This window comes from Patulibacter sp. (genome assembly GCF_030655195.1).
Lineage (GTDB): Bacteria > Actinomycetota > Thermoleophilia > Solirubrobacterales > Solirubrobacteraceae > Patulibacter.
In genome coordinates this window covers 1-24,572 of sequence record NZ_JAURWA010000026.1, presented here as the reverse complement: position 1 = coordinate 24,572, position 24,572 = coordinate 1, and the positions used below count along the sequence as shown (strand labels likewise).

At 70.8% G+C, this 24,572-nt stretch carries 36 protein-coding genes; 31 read left to right on the top strand and 5 right to left on the bottom strand.

Annotation, left to right across the window (positions count from 1 at the left end):
- From fusA to rplQ, 31 genes are all read left to right on the top strand, one after another.
- Positions 1-2,061, top strand: a 2,061-nt coding sequence (fusA, locus tag Q7T67_RS02735; RefSeq protein ID WP_304785795.1) for an elongation factor G, incomplete at its 5' end; no start/stop codon positions are given.
- A 116-nt stretch (positions 2,062-2,177) separates the two neighbouring features.
- Positions 2,178-3,362 (top strand): elongation factor Tu, encoded by a 1,185-nt coding sequence (gene tuf / locus Q7T67_RS02730; RefSeq protein ID WP_304785794.1) that lies wholly within the window; start codon positions 2,178-2,180, stop codon positions 3,360-3,362.
- A gap of 208 nt (positions 3,363-3,570) precedes the next feature.
- The gene (gene rpsJ / locus Q7T67_RS02725; RefSeq protein ID WP_026912978.1) at positions 3,571-3,897 is read left to right on the top strand and encodes a 30S ribosomal protein S10; all 327 of its coding nucleotides are present in this window, start codon (positions 3,571-3,573) and stop codon (positions 3,895-3,897) included.
- 5 nt (positions 3,898-3,902) lie between these two features.
- Positions 3,903-4,520 carry a 50S ribosomal protein L3 gene (gene rplC, locus Q7T67_RS02720; protein WP_304785793.1) on the top strand — a complete coding sequence of 206 codons (618 nt, stop codon included), beginning with the start codon at positions 3,903-3,905 and terminating at the stop codon, positions 4,518-4,520.
- Positions 4,513-5,163, top strand: coding sequence for a 50S ribosomal protein L4 (gene rplD, locus Q7T67_RS02715; protein WP_304785792.1), 651 nt, complete (start codon positions 4,513-4,515; stop codon positions 5,161-5,163). The genes rplC and rplD overlap by 8 nt, the downstream gene beginning before the upstream one ends.
- A 1-nt stretch (position 5,164) precedes the next feature.
- Positions 5,165-5,464: a 50S ribosomal protein L23 gene (gene rplW, locus Q7T67_RS02710; protein ID WP_304785791.1), complete on the top strand. Its 300-nt coding sequence runs from the start codon at positions 5,165-5,167 to the stop codon at positions 5,462-5,464.
- 3 nt (positions 5,465-5,467) lie between these two features.
- On the top strand, positions 5,468-6,313 hold the full coding sequence (gene rplB / locus Q7T67_RS02705) for a 50S ribosomal protein L2 (RefSeq protein WP_304785790.1): 846 nt from the start codon (positions 5,468-5,470) through the stop codon (positions 6,311-6,313).
- A gap of 2 nt (positions 6,314-6,315) precedes the next feature.
- Entirely contained in the window at positions 6,316-6,588 is a 273-nt protein-coding gene (rpsS, locus tag Q7T67_RS02700; RefSeq protein WP_304785789.1) for a 30S ribosomal protein S19, read from the top strand.
- A 321-nt stretch (positions 6,589-6,909) separates the two neighbouring features.
- Positions 6,910-7,248: a 50S ribosomal protein L22 gene (gene rplV / locus Q7T67_RS02695; protein WP_304785798.1), complete on the top strand. Its 339-nt coding sequence runs from the start codon at positions 6,910-6,912 to the stop codon at positions 7,246-7,248.
- Positions 7,248-8,102, top strand: coding sequence for a 30S ribosomal protein S3 (gene rpsC, locus Q7T67_RS02690; RefSeq protein WP_370695346.1), 855 nt, complete (start codon positions 7,248-7,250; stop codon positions 8,100-8,102). Before rplV ends, rpsC begins: the two co-directional genes overlap by 1 nt.
- Positions 8,102-8,515, top strand: coding sequence for a 50S ribosomal protein L16 (gene rplP, locus Q7T67_RS02685; RefSeq protein ID WP_304785788.1), 414 nt, complete (start codon positions 8,102-8,104; stop codon positions 8,513-8,515). Before rpsC ends, rplP begins: the two co-directional genes overlap by 1 nt.
- Entirely contained in the window at positions 8,515-8,718 is a 204-nt protein-coding gene (gene rpmC / locus Q7T67_RS02680; protein WP_304785787.1) for a 50S ribosomal protein L29, read from the top strand. The genes rplP and rpmC overlap by 1 nt, the downstream gene beginning before the upstream one ends.
- Before the next feature lie 5 nt (positions 8,719-8,723).
- Complete coding sequence (rpsQ, locus tag Q7T67_RS21190) at positions 8,724-9,290, top strand: 30S ribosomal protein S17 (RefSeq protein ID WP_370695345.1); 567 nt, start codon at positions 8,724-8,726, stop codon at positions 9,288-9,290.
- A complete protein-coding gene (gene rplN, locus Q7T67_RS02670; protein WP_022928235.1) occupies positions 9,287-9,655 on the top strand; it encodes a 50S ribosomal protein L14 in 369 nt (122 codons plus the stop codon). Before rpsQ ends, rplN begins: the two co-directional genes overlap by 4 nt.
- A gap of 3 nt (positions 9,656-9,658) precedes the next feature.
- Positions 9,659-9,994 carry a 50S ribosomal protein L24 gene (gene rplX / locus Q7T67_RS02665; protein ID WP_304785786.1) on the top strand — a complete coding sequence of 112 codons (336 nt, stop codon included), beginning with the start codon at positions 9,659-9,661 and terminating at the stop codon, positions 9,992-9,994.
- A gap of 10 nt (positions 9,995-10,004) precedes the next feature.
- Complete coding sequence (rplE, locus tag Q7T67_RS02660) at positions 10,005-10,619, top strand: 50S ribosomal protein L5 (RefSeq protein WP_304785785.1); 615 nt, start codon at positions 10,005-10,007, stop codon at positions 10,617-10,619.
- Between the two features lie 3 nt (positions 10,620-10,622).
- Positions 10,623-10,808: a type Z 30S ribosomal protein S14 gene (locus Q7T67_RS02655; RefSeq protein WP_304785784.1), complete on the top strand. Its 186-nt coding sequence runs from the start codon at positions 10,623-10,625 to the stop codon at positions 10,806-10,808.
- Between the two features lie 2 nt (positions 10,809-10,810).
- Positions 10,811-11,215: a 30S ribosomal protein S8 gene (gene rpsH, locus Q7T67_RS02650; RefSeq protein WP_304785783.1), complete on the top strand. Its 405-nt coding sequence runs from the start codon at positions 10,811-10,813 to the stop codon at positions 11,213-11,215.
- A gap of 4 nt (positions 11,216-11,219) precedes the next feature.
- Positions 11,220-11,753 carry a 50S ribosomal protein L6 gene (gene rplF, locus Q7T67_RS02645; RefSeq protein WP_304785782.1) on the top strand — a complete coding sequence of 178 codons (534 nt, stop codon included), beginning with the start codon at positions 11,220-11,222 and terminating at the stop codon, positions 11,751-11,753.
- On the top strand, positions 11,750-12,115 hold the full coding sequence (gene rplR / locus Q7T67_RS02640; protein ID WP_304785781.1) for a 50S ribosomal protein L18: 366 nt from the start codon (positions 11,750-11,752) through the stop codon (positions 12,113-12,115). Before rplF ends, rplR begins: the two co-directional genes overlap by 4 nt.
- 14 nt (positions 12,116-12,129) lie before the next feature.
- Positions 12,130-12,714 carry a 30S ribosomal protein S5 gene (gene rpsE, locus Q7T67_RS02635; RefSeq protein WP_304785780.1) on the top strand — a complete coding sequence of 195 codons (585 nt, stop codon included), beginning with the start codon at positions 12,130-12,132 and terminating at the stop codon, positions 12,712-12,714.
- Entirely contained in the window at positions 12,711-12,896 is a 186-nt protein-coding gene (gene rpmD / locus Q7T67_RS02630) for a 50S ribosomal protein L30 (RefSeq protein ID WP_304785779.1), read from the top strand. The genes rpsE and rpmD overlap by 4 nt, the downstream gene beginning before the upstream one ends.
- Positions 12,893-13,387, top strand: a complete 495-nt coding sequence (gene rplO / locus Q7T67_RS02625; RefSeq protein WP_370695344.1) for a 50S ribosomal protein L15 — start codon at positions 12,893-12,895, stop codon at positions 13,385-13,387. Before rpmD ends, rplO begins: the two co-directional genes overlap by 4 nt.
- A gap of 168 nt (positions 13,388-13,555) precedes the next feature.
- Positions 13,556-14,830, top strand: a complete 1,275-nt coding sequence (secY, locus tag Q7T67_RS02620; RefSeq protein ID WP_304785778.1) for a preprotein translocase subunit SecY — start codon at positions 13,556-13,558, stop codon at positions 14,828-14,830.
- A gap of 54 nt (positions 14,831-14,884) precedes the next feature.
- Entirely contained in the window at positions 14,885-15,547 is a 663-nt protein-coding gene (locus tag Q7T67_RS02615; protein ID WP_370695347.1) for an adenylate kinase, read from the top strand.
- A 36-nt stretch (positions 15,548-15,583) separates the two neighbouring features.
- Positions 15,584-16,354 (top strand): type I methionyl aminopeptidase, encoded by a 771-nt coding sequence (map, locus tag Q7T67_RS02610; RefSeq protein WP_304785776.1) that lies wholly within the window; start codon positions 15,584-15,586, stop codon positions 16,352-16,354.
- A 218-nt stretch (positions 16,355-16,572) separates the two neighbouring features.
- The gene (gene rpmJ, locus Q7T67_RS02605; protein WP_084629688.1) at positions 16,573-16,686 is read left to right on the top strand and encodes a 50S ribosomal protein L36; all 114 of its coding nucleotides are present in this window, start codon (positions 16,573-16,575) and stop codon (positions 16,684-16,686) included.
- A 3-nt stretch (positions 16,687-16,689) separates the two neighbouring features.
- Positions 16,690-17,073: a 30S ribosomal protein S13 gene (gene rpsM, locus Q7T67_RS02600; RefSeq protein ID WP_304785775.1), complete on the top strand. Its 384-nt coding sequence runs from the start codon at positions 16,690-16,692 to the stop codon at positions 17,071-17,073.
- Positions 17,074-17,094: 21 nt separating this feature from the next.
- Positions 17,095-17,490 (top strand): 30S ribosomal protein S11, encoded by a 396-nt coding sequence (gene rpsK, locus Q7T67_RS02595; RefSeq protein WP_007577092.1) that lies wholly within the window; start codon positions 17,095-17,097, stop codon positions 17,488-17,490.
- 239 nt (positions 17,491-17,729) lie between these two features.
- Complete coding sequence (locus Q7T67_RS02590; RefSeq protein ID WP_304785774.1) at positions 17,730-18,689, top strand: DNA-directed RNA polymerase subunit alpha; 960 nt, start codon at positions 17,730-17,732, stop codon at positions 18,687-18,689.
- 48 nt (positions 18,690-18,737) lie between these two features.
- A complete protein-coding gene (rplQ, locus tag Q7T67_RS02585; RefSeq protein ID WP_304785773.1) occupies positions 18,738-19,091 on the top strand; it encodes a 50S ribosomal protein L17 in 354 nt (117 codons plus the stop codon).
- A gap of 106 nt (positions 19,092-19,197) precedes the next feature.
- Here the strand turns inward: rplQ and Q7T67_RS02580 are convergent, their stop codons facing one another.
- The 5 genes from Q7T67_RS02580 to Q7T67_RS02560 all read right to left on the bottom strand — a co-directional run bounded on the left by Q7T67_RS02580 (position 19,198) and on the right by Q7T67_RS02560 (position 24,390).
- Positions 19,198-20,400 carry an iron-containing alcohol dehydrogenase gene (locus Q7T67_RS02580; RefSeq protein ID WP_304785772.1) on the bottom strand — a complete coding sequence of 401 codons (1,203 nt, stop codon included), beginning with the start codon at positions 20,398-20,400 and terminating at the stop codon, positions 19,198-19,200.
- Between the two features lie 73 nt (positions 20,401-20,473).
- The gene (locus Q7T67_RS02575) at positions 20,474-21,508 is read right to left on the bottom strand and encodes a glycosyltransferase family A protein (protein WP_304785771.1); all 1,035 of its coding nucleotides are present in this window, start codon (positions 21,506-21,508) and stop codon (positions 20,474-20,476) included.
- Positions 21,505-22,806 (bottom strand): aspartate aminotransferase family protein, encoded by a 1,302-nt coding sequence (locus Q7T67_RS02570; RefSeq protein WP_304785770.1) that lies wholly within the window; start codon positions 22,804-22,806, stop codon positions 21,505-21,507. The genes Q7T67_RS02575 and Q7T67_RS02570 overlap by 4 nt, the downstream gene beginning before the upstream one ends.
- Positions 22,807-22,825: 19 nt before the next feature.
- On the bottom strand, positions 22,826-24,103 hold the full coding sequence (locus tag Q7T67_RS02565) for a hypothetical protein (RefSeq protein WP_304785769.1): 1,278 nt from the start codon (positions 24,101-24,103) through the stop codon (positions 22,826-22,828).
- 101 nt (positions 24,104-24,204) lie between these two features.
- Complete coding sequence (locus Q7T67_RS02560; protein ID WP_304785768.1) at positions 24,205-24,390, bottom strand: hypothetical protein; 186 nt, start codon at positions 24,388-24,390, stop codon at positions 24,205-24,207.
- Between the last annotated feature and the right edge of the window lie 182 nt (positions 24,391-24,572).

Genomic DNA, 24,572 nt, shown 5'->3' with positions numbered 1-24,572 from the left:
ACCCGAAACATCGGGATCATGGCTCACGTCGACGCCGGTAAGACGACGACGACGGAGCGCATCCTCTTCTACACCGGTCGTAACTACAAGATCGGCGAAGTCCACGACGGTGGCGCCACCATGGACTGGATGGAGCAGGAGCAGGAGCGTGGCATCACGATCACCTCCGCCGCCACCACCGCCGAGTGGGACCAGCACCGCATCAACATCATCGACACGCCGGGCCACGTCGACTTCACGGTCGAGGTCCAGCGGTCCCTGCGCGTGCTCGACGGCTCCGTCGCCGTGTTCGACTCCGTCGCCGGCGTCGAGCCCCAGTCCGAGACGGTCTGGCGCCAGGCCAACGACTACGGCGTGCCCCGAATCGCCTACGTCAACAAGATGGACCGCACCGGCGCGGACTACGACATGTCCGTCCGGACCATGATCGACCGCCTCGGCGCCAACGCCGTGCCGATCCAGCTGCCGATCGGTGCCGAGGGCGACTTCGCCGGCATCATCGACCTGGTCGAGATGAAGGCGACGTACTACCGCGACGACATCGGCAAGGACGTCGACGTCATCGACATCCCCGAGGAGTACGCCGACGTCTCCGCCGCCGCGCGCGAGAAGCTGCTCGACGCCGTCGCCGACTTCGACGAGGAGCTCATGGAGCTCGTCCTCGAGGGCGAGGAGGTCCCGGTCGCCCGTCTGAAGAGCGCCATCCGCGCCGCGACGCTGGCGCTCTCGATCAACCCGGTCCTGTGCGGCTCGTCCTTCAAGAACAAGGGCGTCCAGCCCCTGCTCGACGCCGTCGTCGACTACCTGCCGTCGCCGCTCGACGTGCCGGCCATCAAGGGCATCGTCACCGCGCGTGACGGAGAGGAGCACGAGGAGGAGCGTCCGTCCGACGACTCCGCCCCGTTCGCCGCCCTGGCGTTCAAGATCGCCACGGACCCCTACGTCGGCAAGCTCGTCTTCTTCCGCGTCTACTCGGGCATCCTCGAGGCCGGCTCGAAGGTGTTGAACACCAACACCGGCAAGACCGACCGCATCGGCCGCATCCTGATGATGCACGCCAACGACCGCGAGGACGTCGAGAAGGTCTACTCCGGCGACATCGCCGCGGCCGTCGGCATCAAGCAGGTCTACACCGGCGACACCATCTGCGATCCGAACCACGCGATCGTCCTCGAGGCGATGGACTTCCCCGAGCCGGTCATCAAGGTGGCCGTCGAGCCGAAGACCAAGGCCGACCAGGAGAAGATGGGCGTCGCCCTGCAGCGCCTCGCCGAGGAGGACCCGACCTTCCAGGTCGAGACCAACGAGGAGACCGGTCAGACCGAGATCTCCGGCATGGGCGAGCTGCACCTCGAGATCCTCGTCGACCGCATGCGGCGCGAGTTCAACGTCGAGGCCAACGTCGGTACGCCGCAGGTCAGCTACCGCGAGACGGTCAAGTCCCTCGTCGAGAAGGTCGAGGGCAAGTTCGTCCGACAGACCGGTGGTTCCGGCCAGTTCGGTGTCGTCGTGATCTCCATGGAGCCGGCGCCCGGTGAGGGCTTCGTCTTCGAGAACAAGATCAAGGGCGGCTCGATCCCGGTCGATTACCACAACGCGGTCGAGAAGGGCCTGCGCGAGGGCATGGACAGCGGGCCGAAGGCCGGCTACCCCATGGTCGACGTGAAGGTCACGGTCACGGACGGCAAGTACCACGAGGTCGACTCCTCGGAGGTCGCCTTCAAGATCGCCGCGAACATGGCGTTCACCGAGGCGTCCCGCCGGGCCAAGCCGATCCTCCTCGAGCCGATCTTCAAGATCGAGGTCGTCACGCCCGAGGAGTTCATGGGCGACGTCATCGGCGACCTCAACCGCCGGCGTGGGCGGATCGAGGGCATGGAGCCGCGCGGCAACGCGCAGATCGTCACGGCGTACTGCCCGCTGAGCGAGATGTTCGGGTACTCGACGGACCTCCGCTCGGCCACCCAGGGCCGCGCGACGTACACGATGCAGTTCGAGCGCTACGACGAGGTGCCCTCGCACGTCGCCGAAGAGATCGTCGCGACGCGGACGGGCAAGTAGCCCCACCGCACCGCATGAACACCCCGGCTCTGGCTACCCTTCACGGGTTCGCCCAGAGCCGGAGCCGGCGAACGTCGGCACCGACCCCATCGAAGAACAAGACTTAGGAGCGCCCAGTGGCGAAGGAGAAGTTCGAGCGCGGTAAGCCCCACGTCAACGTGGGCACCATCGGTCACATCGACCATGGCAAGACGACGCTGACGGCGGCGATCACGACGGTGCTGGCGAAGGCCGGCGGCGGTTCGGCTCGTTCGTTCGCGGAGATCGACAACGCTCCGGAGGAGAAGGAGCGCGGCATCACGATCTCCACCTCGCACGTCGAGTACGAGACCGAGAACCGGCACTACGCGCACGTCGACTGCCCCGGGCACGCCGACTACGTGAAGAACATGATCACGGGTGCCGCCCAGATGGACGGCGCGATCCTGGTCGTGTCGGCCGCTGACGGCCCGATGCCCCAGACGCGTGAGCACATCCTGCTCGCCAAGCAGGTCGGCGTCCCGTACATCGTCGTGTTCCTCAACAAGGCCGACATGGTCGACGACGAGGAGCTCCTGGAGCTCGTCGAGGTCGAGGTTCGCGACCTCCTCAACGAGTACGACTTCCCGGGCGACGACATCCCGTTCGTCACGGGCTCGGCGCTGAAGGCGCTCGAGGGCGACGCCGAGTACGAGCAGAAGATCCTCGACCTGGCCGAGCAGCTCGACACCTACATCCCGGAGCCGGTCCGCGTCCTGGACAAGCCGTTCCTGATGCCGGTCGAGGACGTCTTCTCGATCACGGGTCGTGGCACGGTCGCCACGGGCCGCATCGAGCAGGGCGTCATCACCATCGGTGACGAGGTCGAGATCGTCGGTATCCGCGAGCCGTCGAAGACGGTCGTCACCGGCGTCGAGATGTTCAAGAAGCAGCTGGACCGCGGCGAGGCCGGCGACAACGCCGGGCTGCTGCTCCGTGGTCTGAAGCGCGAGGACATCGAGCGCGGTCAGGTCCTGTGCAAGCCGGGCTCGATCACGCCGCACACGAAGTTCAAGGCCGAGGTCTACATCCTCAAGAAGGAGGAGGGTGGCCGTCACACGCCGTTCTTCTCCGGCTACCGGCCGCAGTTCTACTTCCGCACGACGGACGTGACGGGCGTGGCCAACCTGCCCGAGGGCACGGAGATGGTCATGCCGGGCGACAACGTCCAGATGGAGATCGAGCTGATCCAGCCGATCGCCATGGACCAGGGCCTGCGCTTCGCCATCCGCGAGGGTGGCCGCACGGTCGGCTCCGGCGTCGTGGCCGAGGTCATCGCCTAGGACCAGCAGCACCTGAGGCGCAGGCGGCTCCGGCCGCCTCGCCCTCACGGCCCCGCCCGCGGACACCTCGTCCGCGGGTGCGGTGCCACCCCGCTGGGCCGGCCGATGTGCGCCTCCCGCACGCGGGCGGAGGGGTCCAGTGACCCCGGCAGTACCCAGCCCAGATCTTCCTCCAGTCATCAGACGGAACGGACAGCAGAGAGCCCCGATGGCAGCCGCCACACAAAACAAGATCCGCATCCGCCTCAAGGCCTACGACACGTCGGCCATCGAGTCGGCCGCCAAGGAGATCGTCGAGACCGCTCAGCGCACCGGCGCCAGCGTCTCCGGTCCCGTGCCGCTTCCGACGGAGAAGAACGTCTACTGCGTGATCCGGTCCCCCTTCAAGGACAAGGATTCCCGCGAGCACTTCGAGATCCGTACGCACAAGCGCCTGATCGACATCCATCAGCCGACCCCGAAGACGGTCGATTCGCTCCAGCGTCTCGATCACCTCCCCGCGGGCGTCGACATCGAGATCCGACTGGCCGGGTGACCCAGATGGCCGCGATTCTCGCCAAGAAGCTGGGCATGACCCAGCTGTTCCTCGAGGACGGCACCGTCGAGCGCGTCACCGTGCTCGAGGCCGGCCCGTGCCCCGTCACGGGTCGCCGGACGGCTGAGCGCGACGGCTACGACGCCGTCCAGCTCGCCTTCGGCGCCACGAAGGAGAAGCACCTCTCCAAGCCCGAGCTCGGGCACCTGAAGAAGGCCGGCGTCGGTCCGCACCGTCACCTGGTCGAGTTCCGCGACGTCGACATCGACGTCGAGGTCGGCCAGTCGGTCACCGTCGGCGCCTTCGAGCCGGGTCAGAAGATCCGCGTCGCGGGCACGTCGAAGGGCAAGGGCTTCCAGGGCACGGTCAAGCGCCACGGCTTCGCCCGTGGTCCCGTGACCCACGGCTCGCACAACACCCGCGCCCCGGGCTCGATCGGTGCCGCCGCATGGCCGGCCCGCGTGTTCAAGGGCATCCGCGGTCCCGGCCACATGGGCGCGGAGCGCGTGACGCAGCGCGGCCTGACGGTCGTGCGCGTCGAGACCGACGACAACCTGCTGATCGTGCGCGGCTCCGTGCCGGGCGCGAAGAACGGCCTCGTGGAGGTTCGGACCGATGGCTGATGCACCGATCCTCGGCGGCGGCACCCTGCAGCTCGACGATGCCGTCTTCGGCGTCGAGTTCAACGGGCCGCTCGTCCACCAGAACGTCCGGCACGAGCTGAACGCCCGTCGTCAGGGCACGTCGTCCACCAAGACGCGTGGCCTGGTCTCCGGCGGCGGCGCCAAGCCGTGGCGCCAGAAGGGCACGGGCCGCGCCCGTGCCGGTTCCTCGCGCTCCCCGATCTGGACGGGCGGCGGCACGGTCTTCGGACCCCAGCCGCGCCACTTCACCTTCAAGGTGAACCGCAAGGAGAAGCGCGCGGCGCTCCGCAGCGCGCTGTCGCTGCAGGCGCAGCGCGGCTCGATCGCCGGCCTGAACACGGCCGCGTTCGACACGCCCTCCACGAAGGCGGCCGTCTCGACGATCGCGAGCTGGGACACGGACGGCAAGGGCAAGACGCTCCTGCTGCTCGCCGCCGGCGAGGAGCGGACGGCGCTGTCCTTCCGCAACCTGCCGACGATCAACGTGCTCCCCGCCGTGGCCGCCGGTGTCGCCGACGTCGTCGGCGCCCGGCGCGTCCTGCTCACGCAGGCCGCGGTCGACGAGCTCGTCGCCCGCGTCGCGGGCGACGCCCAGTCCACGACCACCTCCACGGAGGCCTGACATGGACGCGACCCAGGTCATCATCCGTCCCGTCGTCAGTGAGAAGAGCTACGTGCTCGCCACCGTCGGCAAGTACACGTTCCGGGTCCATCCGGACGCCCACAAGACGCAGATCCGCGCCGCGGTCGAGGAGCTCTTCTCGGTCGACGTGCTCGCGGTGAAGACCTCTTCCGTCAAGAGCAAGCCGAAGCGCCGCGGATCCACCGCCGGCCGGACGCGCTCCTGGAAGAAGGCCATCGTCCAGGTCGGCGAGGGCCAGGAGATCCCGATCTTCGCCTCCCTCTCCGGGATCGAGGAGTAAGCCATGGCCATTCGCAAGCCCAAGCCGACGACCCCGGGTCAGCGGTTCGCGACGTACGCGGACTTCGCCGAGATCACGAAGACCACCCCCGAGCGCTCGCTCGTGGAGGGCCTCACGAAGTCCGGCGGTCGCAACAACAACGGTCGCAAGACGTCGCGTCACCGCGGTGGCGGCGCCAAGCGCCTGTACCGCAAGATCGACTTCAAGCGCACGAAGGACGGCGTCCCCGCCCGCGTCGCCGCGATCGAGTACGACCCCAACCGCACGGCGTACATCGCGCTGCTCCACTACCTGGACGGCGTGAAGTCCTACATCCTGGCCCCCCGTGGCCTCGAGGTCGGCACGCTGGTGCAGTCGGGCCCCGGTTCGGACATCAAGACGGGCAACGCGCTCGCCCTGAGGGACATCCCGGCCGGCACGATCGTGCACAACGTCGAGCTCCAGCCGAACAAGGGTGGCCAGCTCGGCCGTTCCGCCGGCACGGTCATCCAGCTGATGGCGAAGGACCAGGGCATGGCGACCCTGCGCCTGCCGTCCGGCGAGATGCGCCTGGTCATGGAGACCTGCCGCGCGACGATCGGGTCCGTCGGCAACGCCGAGCACCAGAACGTCAAGATCGGCAACGCCGGCCGCAAGCGTCACATGGGCGTCCGCCCGCAGACGCGCGGTACGGCCATGAACCCGGTCGACCACCCGCACGGCGGCGGCGAGGGTTCCACGACCCCGGGCCGTCACCCGGTGACCCCGTGGGGCGTCCCCACGCTGGGCTACCGCACCCGTAAGAAGAACAAGCCCTCGGACCGCTACATCGTGCGCGCACGCAAGCGTGGCAAGGGCAAGAGGAAGTAGCCGTGAGTCGCTCGAGCAAGAAGGGGCCGTGGGTCGAGGAGCGTCTGATGACGCGCATCGAGACCATGAACGCCTCCAACGACAAGAAGCTGATCAAGACCTGGTCGCGGGCTTCGACGATCTTCCCGGAGTTCGTCGGCCACACGATCGCCGTGCACGACGGCCGGAAGCACGTTCCGGTCTTCGTCTCGGAGTCGATGGTCGGTCACAAGCTGGGCGAGTTCGCGCCCACGCGGACCTACCGCGGTCACGGCGACACCGCCAAGAGGCGATGAGCAATGGCTGACGAGACCCCCCAGAACGACACCAACGACGAGCCGCAGGCCCAGGTGACGCCCGAGACCGACGAGGTCGAGGAGACGCTGCCGAAGGTCGAGGAGGCTGCTACCGAGGCACCCGACGAGGGCGTCACGGCGGAGGCTGCGGACGTCGAGGCCGACGAGACCGAGGACGACGCGTCCGAGGTCCACGACCACTCGCACGACCACGGCGACCACGAGCACAGCCACGCTGCCGCTCCGGTCACCCAGGTCCGGGGTGGGGCCCGCGCCGACGCCCGTCGCGCGCGCCGCAGCCAGCCCGTCGGCGAGGCCCCCGTGGTCCGCGCCGTCGCCAAGTACGTGCGCACGACGCCGCGCAAGGCGCGTCTGATCGCGGACCTCGTCCGCGGCAAGGACGTGCAGACGGCCCGCGCGATCCTGCAGCACAGCACCCGCTCGGCGGCGCAGGACTGGAGCAAGGTGCTCGAGTCCGCGATCGCGAACGCGGAGAACAACCACGAGCTCGTGGGTGACGACCTCGTCATCCACAGCATCACCGCCGACGACGGCCCCACGCTCAAGCGGTTCCAGCCGCGTGCCCAGGGCCGGGCGTACCGGATCAACAAGCGCACCAGTCACCTGACCGTGCAGCTCACGCCGAAGGAGCAAGGCTGATGGGACAGAAGGTCCATCCCGAGTCGATGCGCGTGGGGTACATCCACGACTGGAAGTCCCACTGGTTCAGCGCGCAGAACACCGCCGATTTCCTCCACGAGGACCGGCAGATCCGTGATCACATCGAGGGCAAGCTGGCGCACGCCGGCCTCTCCGACATCTCGATCAAGAAGAACAAGAACGAGGTCGAGGTGTCCATCCGGACGGCTCGTCCCGGTGTCGTCATCGGCAAGTCCGGCGTCGAGGTCGATGCGCTGCGGAAGGATCTGCACCGCATCACCAAGAAGCAGGTCAAGGTCAACATCCTCGAGGTCCGCCGGCCGGAGCTCGACGCCAAGCTCGTCGCGCAGTCCGTCGCGGAGCAGCTGCAGAACCGCGTGGCGTTCCGCCGCGCGATGAAGCGCGCCCTCACGAGCGCCATGCGCTCGGGCGCCAAGGGCTGCAAGATCCAGGTCTCCGGCCGCCTCGGCGGTCGCGAGATGAGCAACACGGAGTCCTACCAGGACGGCCGCGTGCCGCTGCACACCATGCGTGCGGACATCGACTACGGCTTCTTCGAGGCCAAGACGACGTTCGGTCGCATCGGCGTGAAGGTCTGGGTCAACAAGGGCGAGATCATGCCGGAGGGCTACGGCGGCTCCGACCTCACCGACGTCGACGGTCCCTCGACCCAGGACCGCGGTCGCGGTGGCGGTCGTGGCGGTCGTGACGGCGGCGGCGGCGGTGGGCGCGGCGGCTTCGGCGGCGGCGACCGCGGCGGTCGCGGCGGTCAGGGCGGCGGCCAGGGTGGCCGCGGTCCCGGTGGTCCGGGCGGCGCAGGCGGCCGCGGGCGTGGCCCGCAGGGTGGTCGCTGATGCTCTCCCCGAAGCGCACCAAGCACCGCAAGGTCCACCGTGGCCGCAAGCGCGGTCTGTCGCGTGGCCAGAACCACGTGCAGTTCGGTGAGTACGGGCTGAAGACCCTCGAGGCCGGTTGGATCACCAACCGTCAGATCGAGGCTGCCCGTATCGCCATGAACCGCAAGATGAAGCGTGGCGGCAAGGTCTGGATCAACATCTTCCCGGACAAGTCCGTCACGAAGAAGCCGGCCGAGACCCGCATGGGTTCCGGCAAGGGCTCGCCCGAGGGCTGGGTCGCGGTCGTCAAGCCGGGCCGGGTCATGTTCGAGATCTCCGGCGTGCCGGAGGACCTGGCCCGTGAGGCCATCCGCCTGGCGGCGCACAAGCTGCCCGTGCGGACCAAGTTCGTCACGGCGGAGGACGACTGATGCGTACGCAGGAGCTGCGTGACCTCGACGATCAGAAGATCCTCGAGCAGATCACGAACTTCCGGAAGGAGCTCTTCGGTCTGCGCTTCCAGCAGGCGACCGGCGAGCTCGAGAACACCGCCTCGCTGCGCAGCACGCGCCGCGAGCTGGCCCGGGCCATCACGGTGGCCCGCCAGCGCGGCATCGACGTTGAGAACGGCTGAGCCCCATGGCTGACGAGAACCCCGAGAACATCACCGAAGAGCCGACCGACGCCGTCGAGACCGAGCCGGAGGCCCCCAAGGCCCCGGAGGGTCCTGACCCGTCGCTGTCGCCCGTCCAGAAGCGCGCCTGGCACCGCCAGCGCTCCGGGACCGAGGCCAACGCGCCGAAGTCCATCGAGGAGAAGGCCGAGGAGCGGAAGGCCCTGCGCAAGCAGAAGGCCGTCGCCCGTCGGCGCCGCCGCCTGCAGGAGCGGGAGAAGAAGGCGTCCAAGCTGGGCGCCGAGGCCGGCACCGACCGCGGCACCCCCACCCCCGAGTGGGAGCCCGGCCGCAAGCAGGTCCGCCAGGGCGTCGTCGTGTCCGCGAAGGGCGACAAGACGCTCGCCGTCCGGATCGACCACTCCAAGCGGCACCCGAAGTACAAGAAGATCGTGCGTCACACGACCAAGCTGTACGCGCACGACGAGCAGAACGACGCCGGTGAGGGCGACACGGTCCGCATCGAGTCGGCCCGCCCGCTCTCGCGCACCAAGCGTTGGACGCTCGCCGAGATCGTGGAGCGTGCGAAGTGATCCAGAACGAGTCCCGCCTGAAGGTCGCCGACAACACCGGCGCCCGCGAGATCCTCACCATCCGCGTGCACGGTGGCTCCCGCCGCCGTTACGCCCGGGTGGGCGACACCATCACGGCCACGGTCAAGGCCGCGACGCCGAACGGCACCGTCAAGAAGGGCGAGGTCGTCAAGGCCGTCGTCGTCCGGACCCGCAAGGAGTTCGGTCGCGAGGACGGCACGTACATCGCCTTCGACGAGAACGCCGCGGTCATCATCGACGCGAACAACAACCCGCGGGGGACCCGCATCTTCGGACCGGTGGCGCGCGAGCTGCGCGACCGCTCGTTCATGAAGATCGTCTCCCTCGCCCCGGAGGTGCTGTAAGCCATGGCGCTTCGCATCCGACGCGACGACCAGGTCGTCGTCATCAGCGGCAAGGACCGCGGTCGCACCGGCACCGTCGTCTCCGTCGACCCCTCGAAGGACCGCGTGGTCGTCGAAGGTGTCAACATCGTCAAGCGGCACCAGCGGCCGAACCCGTCCGCGCTGCCCGGTACGCCGGCCAGCCAGGGCGGCGTCGTCGAGCAGGAGGGCGCGATCCACGTGTCCAACGTCATGCTCGTCGACCCCAAGACCAACCAGCCCACCCGCGTGGGCGTCACCCGGAGCGAGGACGGTCGCGCAGTGCGCGTCGCCAAGCGCTCCGGCCAGCAGATCGACTGAGGTAGTACGCATGAGTGCGACCACGACCGCGCGACTGAAGACGCGCTACCTCGACGAGATCCGTCCCCGCCTCTTCGAGGCCGGCGACTACACCTCCGTGATGCAGGTCCCGCGTCTCGAGAAGGTGACCCTGAACATGGGTCTCGGCGAGGCGAAGCAGGACAACAAGCAGTTCGCGGCGGCTGTCGAGCAGCTCGCCGCGATCGCCGGCCAGCAGCCGAACGTGCGCCGGGCCCGCAAGTCCATCGCCGGCTTCAAGCTGCGCGACGGCATGCCGGTCGGTGCAGCGGTGACGCTGCGCGGCGAGCGCATGTACGAGTTCGTCGAGCGTCTCGTCGCGATCGCGCTGCCGCGCGTCCGTGACTTCCGGGGCCTGAAGACGACGAGCTTCGACGGCCGGGGCAACTACTCCCTGGGCGTCCGCGAGCAGATCATCTTCCCCGAGATCGACTACGACGCGATCGACCAGATCCGCGGCCTCGACATCACCATCACGACGTCGGCTCCGACCGACGGTGAGGCGTTCGCCCTGCTCGCCGAGCTCGGCTTCCCGTTCTCCCGTGAGGGGAAGCGCCCCGCCGGCGCTCCCGCTCCCGTCGACCCGTCCACCACCCAGGGGAGCTGACCCATGGCGAAGACCTCTCAGCGCGTCCGCCAGGCGCGCCCCCAGAAGTACCAGACCCGCGAGTACACGCGTTGCCGCAACTGCGGCCGCTCGCGGTCGGTCTACAAGAAGTTCGGGATCTGCCGCATCTGCCTGCGCGAGCACGCGCACCGCGGCTACATCCCGGGTATGACGAAGAGCAGCTGGTAAGCATGTCGACGACCGATCCCATCGCGGACCTCCTGACGCGGATCCGCAACGCCATCACGGCCGCGCACCGCACGGTGGTCCTCCCGTCCTCGGGGAGCAAGCGCGAGATCGCCCGCATCCTCAAGGAGCAGGGCTACATCTCCGACTTCAGCACCGCGCCCGCCACGGAGCACCCGGGCGAGCTGCTCACGATCACGCTGAAGTACACGAACGACCGTCGCTCGGCCATCACCGGCCTGCGTCGCGTCTCCCGTCCGGGCCAGCGCTACTACGTGAACGCCGGACACATCCCGAAGTCGCTCGGCGGCCTCGGGACCATGATCGTTTCGACTTCGAGCGGCATCAAGACCGGTCACGACGCCAAGAAGGCCGGCGTCGGTGGCGAGGTCTGGGCCGAGGTGTGGTAATCGCATGAGCCGCATTGGACGCAAGCCGATCCCGGTCCCCACCGGCGTCGACATCACCATCCAGACCGGGACCGTCACGGTCAAGGGTCCGAAGGGTCAGCTCTCCGAGCAGATCCATCGCGACATCACGGTCACGCAGGACGGGTCCGAGATCCTCGTGACCCGCCCGACGGACCGTGGCCCGCACCGTGCGCTCCACGGCCTGAGCCGCAGCCTCATCGCCAACATGGTCGAGGGCGTCACCGACGGATTCGTCAAGACGCTCGAGATCCAGGGCGTCGGCTACCGCGCGTCGCTCAAGGGCACGACCCTCGACCTGGCGCTCGGCTACTCGCACCCGGTCACGGTCGAGGCCCCCGCGGGCATCGAGTTCGAGGTCCCGCAGCCCACCCGCGTCATCGTCAAGGGCACCGACAAGCAGCTCGTCGGCGAGACCGCGGCCAAGATCCGCAAGAAGCGGCCGCCGGAGCCCTACAAGGGCAAGGGCATCCGTTACGAGGGCGAGTACGTCGTCCGGAAGGTCGGTAAGCGCGCATGAGCGTCGTCACGAAGGAAGCGCGTCGGCTCAAGCGCCGGCGCCGCGTGCGAGCGAAGGTCTCCGGCACCGCCGAGCGGCCGCGCGTCGCCGTGTTCCGCAGCAACAAGGGCATCTTCGCCCAGGTCATCGACGACCTGGCCAACGACGGGAGCGGTCACACGATCGCCTCCGTCAGCTGGACCGAGTCGGAGTTCTCCGGCCTCAACAAGGCCGATCAGGCCGCCGCGACCGGGAAGGCGCTCGCCGAGCGCGTCAAGGCCGCGGGCATCGACACGGTCGTCTTCGACCGTGGCGGTTACCAGTACCACGGGCGCGTCAAGGCGTTCGCTGAAGCGGTCCGCGAGGGCGGGCTCACCGTCTAGGAGCCACTGAACCCATGACGATCGATCGCACTGTCAGCCCCGTCGGCCTGGATCTCCAGGAGCGGGTCGTGGAAATCAACCGCGTCGCCAAGGTGGTGAAGGGTGGCCGCCGCTTCTCCTTCACCGCCCTGGTCGTCGTCGGCGACGAGAACTCCGTCGTCGGCATCGGCTACGGCAAGGCCAACGAGGTCCCGTTGGCCATCCAGAAGGCCGTGGAGCGCGCGAAGAAGGACCTCTTCCGCGTCCCCAAGCACAACACCACCATCACGCACCCCGTGATCGGGCGCTTCGGCTCCGGTCAGGTGCTCCTGAAGCCGGCCTCGCCCGGTACCGGCGTCATCGCCGGCGGCGGCGTCCGCGCCGTGGTCGAGCTCGCCGGTCTGCAGGACGTCCTGACCAAGAGCCTCGGCTCGCAGAACCCCATCAACCTGGTCAAGGCCACGGTCGAGGGTCTGCAGCAGCTGCGCACCCCGCGCGAGGTCGCGGAGCTCCGCGGCCTGCAGATCAAGGACGTGCTCGGTCTGGTCGACCGCCCGGTCGAGGCCGAGCTGGACGTCGACGCCACCGAGGACGCCCCCGCAGAGGAGGTGACCGCGTGAGCACCATCAAGGCCACGCAGTTCAAGTCGAAGATCGGCAGCAACCAGGCGCAGCGCGACACGCTGCGCACCCTGGGCCTGCGCCGCATCGGTCACACCGTCGAGGTCCAGGACACGCCGCAGGCGCGCGGTGCGCTGCACGCGGTCCGGCACCTCGTCCGTGTCGAGGAGGAGTCCGCATGAGCCCTGAGTCCACCGACATCGGGCTGCACAACCTGCAGCCCGCCCCGGGCAGCCGCAAGGCGCGCAAGCGCGTCGGCCGCGGCCACGGCAGCGGCATGGGCAAGACGTCCGGCCGCGGCCACAAGGGCGCCGGCTCGCGCTCGGGCTCCAAGGACCGCACGCGGTTCGAGGGCGGCCAGACGCCGATCCAGTCGCGACTGCGCAAGCTGCGCGGTCCGAACAAGAAGACGTCGATGCCGTTCGAGCGCTTCCGCACGGAGACGCAGCCGGTGAACCTCGACGACATCGCCGAGCGCTTCGCCGCCGGTGACGAGGTCACGCTCGAGGCCCTCAAGGCCAAGGGCCTCGGTCAGCGCAAGGACGTCCCCGTCAAGGTCCTCGGCCGCGGCGAGCTGTCCGTGTCGCTGACGATCCACGCGCACGGCTTCAGCAAGAGCGCCCGCGAGGCCATCGAGTCCGCCGGCGGCACCGCCGTCGTCGTCGAGGCCTAGCACCCCGCAGCACGAGGGGCCGCCTTCCGGGCGGCCCCTCGTCGCGAGGGTCCGAGGCGCCCGTGGCGCCCGCACCGTAGGATCAGCAGCACCCGCGCGGGCCTCACGGCCCGCGCCGTCCGTTCCCCGCGTGTCCTCCGTTCCGCCCCACTTCCCACTGCGAGTCCGATGATCCGCATCCTTACCGGCGCGCTCACCGTCCCGGAGATCCGCAAGAAGCTCGGCATCACGCTGTTCCTGCTGGCGCTGTACCGCATCGGCGCGCAGATCCCGGTCCCCGGGGTCTCCAAGGCCGGCGTCGAGGCCCTGCAGGACAACGCCGCCTTCCAGGGCGGTGCCCTGCAGCTGCTGAACGTCTTCTCCGGCGGCGCGCTGAGCCAGATCGCGATCTTCGCGCTCGGCATCATGCCGTTCATCACGGCGTCGATCGTGCTGCAGCTCCTGCAGGTCGTCGTCCCCGCGCTCGAGAAGCTCAAGCAGGAGGGCGAGATCGGGCAGCAGCGGATCACCCAGTACACGCGCTACCTGACCGTCGGCCTCGCCCTCGGCCAGTCGTTCGCCTACGTGACGCTGTTCCGCTCGCTGGAGGGTCAGGCGGGCGTGCCGCTGATCGAGAACTTCAACGCCGGGCACATGGTGCTGATCGCCGCGTCGCTGACCGGCGGCGCCATGATCGTCATGTGGCTGGGCGAGCTGATCACCCAGCGCGGCGTCGGCAACGGCATGTCGCTGATGATCTTCGCGTCGATCGTCTCCGGCCTCCCGGGCGGCATCCAGGCCTGGTGGAACAGCGGCGACCCCGTCTTCAAGGTCCTGATGCCGTTCATCGCGCTCGCCGTCATCGCGGCCGTGGTGTTCGTGCAGGAGGGCCAGCGCCGGATCCCGATCCAGTACGCCAAACGCGTCATCGGCCGGCGGATGAGCGGTGGCGGGCAGACCTACCTGCCGCTCAAGGTCAACATGGCCAACGTGATCCCGGTCATCTTCGCGGCCTCGATCCTCTCGATCCCGCCGACGATCGCCCAGGTCATCACGAAGAACCCGCAGAACGGCGTGCAGGAGGCCCTGCTGCCCGGCACCTGGGGCTACATCGCCGCCGAGGCCGTGTTCATCATCCTCTTCACCTACTTCTACACCGCGGTCACGTTCAACCCGGTGGAGCAGGCGGACAACCTGAAGAAGTACGGCGGGTTCATCCCCGGCGTGCGGCCGGGTCGGCCGACGGCGGAGTTCCTCGACCGGATCCTCGCCCGCCTGACCTTCCCGGGCGCGCTGTACCTCGCCGCGGTCGCCGCCGTGCCGGCGATCCTCTTCAACCAGACCACGCAGGGCTTCGCGTTCGGCGGCACGTCGATGCTGATCGTCGTCGGCGTCGCGCTGGACACCGTCAAACAGCTCGAAGCACAGCTGATGATGCGCAACTACGAGGGCTTCCTGAAATGAGCCCCGTCCCCCGCCACCCCGACCGCCCGTACGAAGGACGCACCGATGGCTGAGCTGAACCTGATCCTCCTGGGCCCCCCGGGCGCCGGGAAGGGCACGCAGGGCGAGCGCCTCACGTCGACCGAGACGCTCGAGTACGTCGTCACGGGCAACATCCTGCGGGCCGCGGTCAAGGAGGGCTCCGAGCTCGGCGTCCAGGCCAAGGCGTTCATGGACGCGGGCGACCTCGTCCCGGACGAGCTCGTCATCGGCCTGATCCTCGAGCGCGTGCGGTCCGAGGAGGCCCGCGACGGCTTCGTCCTCGACGGCTTCCCCCGCAACGTCCCGCAGGGCGAGGCGCTCGGCGAGGCGCTGGGCGAGCTCGGGCGGGACATCAGCGGCGTCCTGCTGATCGACGTCCCCGACGACGACATCGTGCGTCGGCTGTCCGGGCGCCGCGTGTCGCAGTCCGGGCGGATCTACCACCTCGAGCACGACCCGCCGAAGGTCCCCGGCAAGGCCGACGACGACGGGTCCGACCTGATCCAGCGCGACGACGACAAGCCGGAGACGATCCGCAAGCGCCTGGCCGTCTACCACGAGCAGACCGAGCCGCTCGTCGCGTTCTACGAGGCCCAGGGCCTGCTGCACCGCTTCGACGGCACGGCCCCCGCCGAGGAGGTCGAGGCGCACCTGCGCAAGACCGTCTCGACGCTGCGCCTCGAAGACGCGGTCTGAGGACCACGGCCCCGCCTCGCGGGGCCGTGTCGCGTCATGGGACCGCCCCGCCTGAAGGCCGCAGCCGAGATCGAGGCCATGGCGGCCTCGGGCGCGCTCCTGGCCCGGACCCTCGACGTCCTCGCCGGCGCGGTCGCGGCGGGCGTCACCACGGCGGACCTCGACGGGATCGCGCGTGAGCACATCCGTGCGGACGGCGGACAGCCGTCGTTCCTCGGCTACCGCGCCTTCCCCGGGTCGATCTGCGCGTCGCCCAACGACCTGGTCGTGCACGGGATCCCCGGGCCCCGGCCGCTGGCCGACGGGGACGTGGTCTCGCTCGACGTCGGCGTGACGCTCGACGGGTGGGTCACCGACGCCGCCCGGACGTTCGTGGTGGGGGAGGGACGTCCGCAGGACCTGCACCTCGTCGCGACGGCCGAGCAGGCCCTGCGCGACGCGATCGCGGTCTGCGTCCCGGGCGGCACCGTGGGCGACGTGGGCGCCGCCGTCCAGGCCCGCGCCGGCCGTGAGGGCATCGGGGTCTTCCCGACGCTGATCGGCCATGGCGTCGGACGCAGCCTGCACGAGGAGCCGCAGGTGCCCAACGTCGGGCATCCCGGCCACGGGCCCGAGCTGCGCGCCGGCCTGGTGATCGCGGTCGAGCCCATGCTGACGCTCGGGCGACCGGCGATCCGGCTGGCCCCCGACGGTTGGTCCGTCTTCACGATCGACGGCGCGCGGGCCACCCACGCCGAGGTGACGGTCGCCGTGACGGACGAGGGGCCGCGGGTCCTCACCCCGTGGGGCGGGACCGACCGCTGGTGATCGGGCCGCGAGGCACGGGCGGGAGGCCCCGACGGGGCGTCGCTGCTACTGTGAGCGATCCGCCTGGGTGCCGTTCGACGTGCCCGGGGAGCTGTCTGGTAGCGTGCCGAGTCTGCGCGTGTCACGCCCCTCCGGCGAGACATGCCTCAGTGGCTGGTAGCGAAGGTCTTGCGACCGTCAGAGCCAGCACACTGAATAGCGAGCCGAGAAAGAGGACCATGAAGGTACGACCGTCGGTCAAGCCGATGTGCGAGAAGTGCAAGGTCATCCGCCGTAACGGCGCTGTCCTCGTCATCTGTCAGAACCCCCGCCACAAGCAGCGGCAGGGCTGAGGCATGGCACGCATCTCCGGCATCAACATCCCGCTGAACAAGCGGATCGAGATTGGCCTCACCTACATCTACGGCATCGGCCGTTCGGGCGCCAACGACATCCTGACGGCCACGGGCATCGATCGCGACACCAAGGTCCGCGATCTGACCGAGGACCAGGTCGCGCGTCTGCGTGAGCACATCGACAACGACGTCGTCGTCGAGGGTGACCTCCGCCGTGAGCGGAACCAGTCCGTCAAGCGCCTGATGGAGATCGGCTGCTACCGCGGCCTCCGCCATCGCCGCAACCTGCCCGTCCGCGGCCAGAAGACGAAGACCAACGCACGGACCCGCAAGGGCCCGAAGCGCATGCCGACGGTTGGCAAGAAGAAGCCCGGCAAGAAGTAGCAACGGAGCCTTTCGAACACCATGCCCGCACCCAAGCGCCCCGCGCGCGGCCGCCGCAAGCCGAAGAAGAACATCCCGGTCGGCCAGGCCCACATCAAGACGAGCTTCAACAACACGATCGTCTCCCTCACCGACAAGGAGGGGAACGTGATCGCCTGGGAGTCCGCCGGCGGCGCCGGGTTCAAGGGCTCGCGCAAGTCGACCCCCTTCGCCGCGCAGGTCACGGCCGACTCGGCCGCCCGGAAGGGCATCGAGCAGGGTCTCGAGAAGGTCGAGGTCTTCGTCAAGGGCCCCGGCTCCGGTCGCGACACCGCGATCCGCTCCCTGCAGGCCGCCGGTCTGGAGATCACGACCGTCCGCGACGTCACCCCGCAGGCGCACAACGGCTGCCGCCCCAAGAAGCGGCGCCGCGTCTAGCAGCAGTCCCTCCGGCCGCTCGACCGACCCTCCGGGGTCGGGCCGGGTGCCGGTCCGACGGTGACTCGCGTCGCCGTCCACCCCGGAGTCCGCGCCGTCCCCGCGGCACCGGCTCCGGGGAGCAGCACCAGCAGCACCCAGCAGCGCGCGAGACGGGGGAGTCGACGCCCCACCGCCGCGCTGCACCGCGAACGGACCCGCCCCCCGCCCGCGCGTCTTCCGACGAAGCAAGGACCTTGATGCTCGACTACCAGACCCCTCGAATCACCCGCGAGTCCGTCGAGGACAACCGCGGCACGTTCACCATCGAGCCCCTCGAGCGCGGCTTCGGCTACACGTTCGGCAACTCGCTCCGCCGGGTGCTGCTGAGCTTCCTCTCGGGCGCTGCGGTGACCAACGTGCGCATCGAGGGCGTCGCGCACGAGTTCACGACGCTCGAGGGCGTCGCCGAGGACGTGACGGACATCGTCCTGAACCTCAAGACGCTCGTGTGCCGCATGCACTCCGACGCGACCGAGGTCGAGGCGCCGCTCGTGGCCGAGGGCCCGGGCGAGATCACCGCGAAGGACATCGACCTGCCCGCCGGCGTCGAGATCCTGAACCCCGAGGCGCACATCGCGACCCTCGAGGCCGGCACCAAGCTCGAGGTCTACCTGACCATCGGCCAGGGCCGCGGCTACCGCTCCGCCGACGAGAACAAGACGGCCGACCAGCCGATCGGCGTCATCCCGATCGACTCGATCTTCTCGCCGATCCGCCGCGTCGCCTACCGCGTCGAGCCGGCCCGCGTCGGCCAGCGCACCGACTTCGACCAGCTCACGCTGGACATCGAGACCGACGGCTCGCTCGAGCCCGGTGAGGCGCTCCGCGAGGCCTCCGAGATCCTGATCCAGCAGCTCGCGGTCTTCACCGACCCGGACCGCGTCGAGGAGCTCCGCGCCTCCGTCGGCGGCGAGCTCGAGGACGGCCTCGTGGGCGACCACGGCTACGGCGATCCGACCGACGAGATGATGATCGAGGAGCTCGAGCTCGGCGTCCGGTCCTACAACTGCCTCAAGCGCGCCGGCATCCAGACCGTCGGCGACCTGACCTCGAAGACCGAGGCCGAGCTGGCCGCGATCCCGAACTTCGGCAAGAAGTCCATCGACGAGGTCGTCGAGACCCTCGCGGCGCGGGGCTACGGCCTCCGCGACGAGTAGCCCCCGGGCACCGTCGAGCCGCTCCCCGCCGCCAGAAAGACCCACACGATGCGCCACAACAAGAACCGCCACAAGCTCAGCCGCGACAGCGCGCACCGCAAGGCCCTGCTCCGCAACCTCTGCAAGGAGGTCATCGAGCACGAGCGGATCAAGACGACCGAGGCCAAGGCCAAGGCGCTGAAGCCCGAGATCGAGCAGCTCATCACGCTCTCGAAGGGCGGCGACCTGCACGCCCGCCGTCAGGTCCTCCAGAAGCTCGGCCAGGACAAGTTCTCGGCCTACAAGCTGATCGAGGACATCGCCCCGCGCTACATGGAGCGTCCGGGCGGCTACACCCGCATCCTGAAGCTCGGGCCGCGGAAGAGCGACGCCACCGAGATGGTCCTGATCGAGCTCGTCTAGAGCTCCCCGCGCCGCCTCGGCGGCGCACGCCGGTGGGACGCGTCAGCGTCCTCACCGCCCTTCGACGGCCGCCCACGAGGCGGCCGTCGTCGTTCCCGGGCCCGCCTCAGGCGCTCGGCGACTCCGTCGTGATCCCCGCCGCCTCGAGCATCCTCACGGCGTCGTCGGCGGCCGCGCGAGGCTCGGCGCCGTTCGCCGCCCAGGCCTCCGCGACGCGGTCGATCACCCGTGCGGCGAGATCCGGTGCGACCAGGCCCGCGGCGGACGTCGGGGTGCCGAGGCCCGAGAGCCAGGCCCGCAGGCGATCGACGACGGGGCCGTGCCCGGGGAGGGTGTCGTCGACGAAGTCGGCGATCCGCTCGGCGACGCCCAGCGTGGAGTCGCGCTCCGTCCCCACCGCGACGTACGCGGCGACCAGCGCGGGGAGGGCCGTGCTCTTCGGCAGGCCGGCGAGGGCGGAGAGCTCGTTCTGCGCCTGCCACAGCCGCGCGCCGTGCGGATCGCGGCCGAGGCCCGTCCAGCCCAGCGCCGTCGTGCTCGCGGTGGCCGCCAGCTCGACGTGGACGTCGACGCCGGCCGGGTGCTGGTCCAGGGCGTCGACGGCGGCCACGACGCTGCGACCGGCGGCGACGGCGTAGGCGTCGCTCACCGACGGGGTGGTGCCGGCGACGGGCCGTGAGGCGAAGAGCGAGAAGGCACGGCACCACGTCTCGAGCGCCCCGGCCCGCAGGGCGTCGAGCGGCAGGCGGACCGCGAGGGCCGGATCCACGACGGCGACGTCCGCCCAGAGCCCGGAGCCGACCGCGAGGTGCTTGCGTCCGCCGGCCCTCATGCTCGCGACCCCGCTGGTCTCCGCGCCCGTCCCGTGGGTGGTCGGCACCAGGACCAGGCGCGGCGGGCGGCCACGCGGGGAGGGCCCGAGCTCGAGGACCGTGCGGTCCGGCGGCGTGCCCAGGAGGGTCGCCGCGGCGGGGTCGCGTCGGCCGACGACGCCGAGCTTCGCCGCGTCGAGCACCGAACCGCCGCCGACGGCGACGACGACGTCGGCCGGGGTGCGCCGCAGCTCGTCGGCGAGCCCCGCGACGACGGCGGGGTCCGGCTCGCCGACCGGGAGGACGTGACGGACGACCAGCGCGCCGGCCGCGGCGAGGGACCGGGAGACGGCGGCGACGGGCGGTGCCACGTCGAGTCGCTCGTCCGTCACCAGGACCACGCGGCGGCCCATCGGCACGGTCGCCCCGCCGACGTCGGCGACGGTCCCGACGCCGAAGCGCAGGACGACCGGTGCCTGCCACCAGGCGCCGGTCATCGCCGCATCCCCGGGGCAGCGGACGGGGGATGGAGCGGCGTCGTCGAGACCCGGCGGGGGACGGGAGGCGGGGTCATCGCCGCTCCCCGGCGATCGACGCGGCGACCCGGCGGACGTGGTCGTACTTCGGCGCCAGACGACGGCGGAGGACCTCGATCACGCGGTCGCGGTGGGCGTCGCCGGTGGTGAGCAGCGAGCGCCCCAGGGTCCAGGTCCCGCCCTGCTCGCGCCGGGCGCCGAGGAGGGCCCACGGGTCCTCGGTCCGGACGGCGTCCAGCGCGGCGGTCAGGTCGCGGGGCCCCGCGTCGTCGGGGAGGACGAGGTGCGCGGCGGACAGCTCCGCCCGGTACCAGTCGTCCATGACCCGTCGGTGGAGCTCCCGGTCGCGGTCGAGGGTCGCGGGGCGGTGCAGGGCACGGAGCACCTCGTGGGCGCGGGCCTCGTCGGGGACCTCCGCCACCGCCATCCACCCGGTCGATCCGAGATCGTGGCGGCGGGTGCCCTCGGCCTCGACGATCGCGACGCTGCGCGCGGCGGTCGTCGACCACGTGCGGTCCGACAGCCGGACCCAGAGGTCCCAGTCCTCCAGGCCGTCCGTCGGGCGCCAGCCGCCCGCGGCCTCGGCCAGGCCGGTGACGTGGGCGACGCGGCTGGGCTCGAACAGCGGACCGACGAGCGCGAGCTCCGGCGACCACACGAGGTCGAGCAGACCGGTCTCCCGCAGCGCTCCACCACGATCGTCGACCCAGGTGCACCCGGTGGCGACGACCTCCGCGCCACGCTCGAAGGCCCGGCGCAGCGTCGCGAGGTGCCCGGGCTCCCAGCGGTCGTCGTGGTCGAGGTACGCCACCCAGCGGCCCCGGGCGACGGCGAGGCCGTCGTTGCGGGGCGCCGATGGCGCCCCGGCGCGCTCCGCCCGCCGCAGGACGCGGACCCGCTCGTCCCCGGTGCCGCCCGCGACCTCGGCGGTGTCGTCGGGGCTGGCGTCGTCGACGACCACGAGCTCCCACGAGCCCTCGGTCTGGGCCAGGACGCCGTCGAGCGTCGCCCGCAGCGCCGCGCCGCGCGCGTACGCGGGCAGGACGACGGTGAAGAGCGGGTCGCTCACGCCGGGACGGCGCTGCCGAGCACGGCCTCGGCGACGTCCGCGATCCGGTCGCACTCCTCGTCGGTGATCACCAGCGGCGGGAAGAGCCCGAAGCCGGTGGGTGCCGGGTGCACGAGGATGCCTTCGTCCGCGAACAGCCGCACGACGCCGAGCATGTCCTCCGGGAGGATCCGCGCCCGGGTGGCGGGGTCGCGCGTCAGGTGGACGCCGAGCATCAGGCCGCGGCCCTGCACGCCGGCGACGGTCGGCGTCCCGGCCGCGATCTCGTCGAGGCGCGCGCGCAGACGGTCGCCGGCGACCCGCGCGCGGCCGGGCAGGTCGTCCGCGTCCAGCACGTCGAGGGTCGCCAGCGCGGCGGCGCAGGCCAGCGGATTGCCGGCCTGGGTCTCGCCGTGGAACAGGCTCGCGCCCTGCTCCCACCAGAGCGAGAAGATCTCGTGCGACACCGCGGTGGCCCCGAGCGGCAGGTAGCCCGAGTTGATCTGCTTGCTCATCGTCAGCAGGTCGGGCTGCAGGTCCCAGTGCTCGCACGCGAACAGCCGGCCCGTGCGGCCGAACCCGGTGGCGACCTCGTCGACGACGAGCAACGCGCCGTGCTCCCGGGTCAGCTCGCGGGCGCGACGGAGGTAGGCGTCGGGCAGGTCGACGACGCCGGCGGAGCCCAGGATCGGCTCGAAGATGACCGCGGCGACCTGCGCGCCCCGGGTCGCGAAGAGCTCCTCCAGGGCCGCGAGCGCCTGGTCCGGGGTCGGCTCGCCGACGGGGGCGAGGACGTTGGGGGTCGGCAGCAGGACGATGTCGCGACGCTCCACCCCGTACTCGGCGTGGTCGAGGTCCTCGCCGGTGACCTCGAGGGCCAGCCCCGACGTGCCGTGGTACCCGTCCTTCAGCGACGCGATCAGGGTGCGGTCGGGCTCGCCGCGCAGCCGGGCGGTGCGCCGGGCGATCCGCAGCGCGGTGTCGACGGCGGCCGCGCCGGAGGAGGTCAGGAAGACGTGGTCCAGACCGGCGGGGAGCCGCTCCGCGAGCCGGGCCGCCAGGCGCAGGGCGGGCTCGTTGCCGAAGCGGAAGAGGGTCCCGTAGGCCAGCTCGTCGAGCTGCGCCCGGATCGCGGCGGCGATCTCGGGACGCCCGTAGCCGCACGCGACGTTCCACAGCCCGCCCGTGGCGGACAGGTAGCGACGGCCGCGGTCGTCGACGACCGTCGAGCCCTCGCCGCCGACGATGGTCACCGGGTCCTCGAGGTAGACCGGGAGGGAGGTCATCGGGTGCCAGAGGGGGTAGGTCGGGGCGCTCACGGGGATCCGATCGGTGGGGTCAGGACCAGGACGCGCGCCAGGCCGGCAGGAGCCGGTCGGTCCACGCGCTGACGAGGAGGGAGTCCTCGCCGGTGCCGTCGACCACGACGAGCACCGCGAGGACGAGGACGACGGCGGTGCCGGCGACGAGCAGGACGCGGGTGCGCTGGGCCCAGGCCATCCCCGCGAGGCCGCGCCCGGCGCTGACGGCCGGCTTCCAGAACGCGAACATCAGGGCTAGCAGCCAGAGGGCGGCCGCGATCCGACCGAGGTCGATGAGGAAGTCCCCGTAGCGCCAGAGGGCGTAGAGGATGAGCGCCGGTCCGGCGATCGCGCAGGCGAGTCCGAACAGTGCGAGACCGACCTCGGCGGGGGTCGCCCGGGGCCGCTCGCCCCCGAGGGCGGGCCAGCGCCACCAGCTGCCCGCGGCCTCGATCGCGCGCTCGCGCAACCCGGAGCGGTCGAGGCCGGAGACGATCATCCAGTAGCCGTCGAGCTTGACGAGCGGCAGCAGGTTGTAGATCGAGAGGCCGACGTTGGCCCCCGCGTAGACGATGATGAACGCCTGCAGCTCGGGGGAGAGCGGCAGCCAGAGCAGCTGGCAGACGAGGCCGGTGAGGGTCAGCTGCACGGCCAGGCCGGCGGCGGCGACCATCACGCGCTGGCTGCGCGCCGGGAAGCGCCACGAGTCGCTCGTGTCGCAGAACATCGCGGGGATGAGGTAGTAGACCATCACCCCCATCCGGCGGACCCGACCGCCGCCGAGGCCCACGGCCACGGCGTGGCCGAGCTCGTGCAGCACCACCGTGCCGATCATCGCGACGGTCAGGAGGACCATCGGGATCGGCCGGAACGCCAGGCCGATGTCCGGCTCGTCGCGGGCGATCACGACACCGGCGGCCAGGACCGACAGGGCCAGGAGGATCCCGATCAGCGGGATCAGGACGGGGTGCACCAGCGGCCGGACGAACGGCACGATGCGCCGGATCAGGGCATCGGGGTCGACGACGCGGAACTCGAGCCGGCCGGCCTCCTTGAAGCGCAGCCGCTTGGGCGGCGGCGGCGGCGGGGGCTCCTCGGCTTCGGCGTCGACGAGGACGCCGAGGGCGGAGAACTGCGCGACGAGACCGCGGACCGACTCGGCGGGCAGCCCGGACCGGTCGCTGAACTCGTCGATCGTGCACGAGCCGTCCAGCGCGCCGAGGACGCGCGCCTGGGGGCGGCTGACGCGCAGGTAGCGCCCATCGTCCTCGACGACGACCAGGTCGTGGTCCGCGTCCTCCGGACCGGGCTGCACGACGACCGAGCGCGCGTGCCGCGGACGCTCGGGGACGACGACGGGACCGGGCGCCTCGTGGCGTCCGGTCCCGGGTGTCGCGTCGGTGTTCTCCTCCGGGGTCAGCGGTGCCTCGCCCGGGTGATGCCGGCGCCGAAGGCGGCGGCGGCGGCGAGGAGGACGATGGTCAGGGCCGCCCAGACCGCGGTGCTGCTGGTGCCGACCGCCCCGAGGACGAGGAGGAAGGCGACCGCCACGAAGAGCGGCAGCAGGAGGGTCGGGTTCATGCGCTTGGACTGCTGGGACATGACGTTCCTCTCGGTCGGGTCGGTGCGGGCCGGATCAGGTGGCGATCGCGATGGCGGCCGCGCCGGTGGCGGCACCGAGGCCGGCGCCGACGGCGAAGCCGTCCTTGAAGTCGCCGAAGTCGAACGGCGCGACGAACTCGTCGAGCTCCTGCACGCCGAGGTCCAGGTCGCCGGGGGTGGCG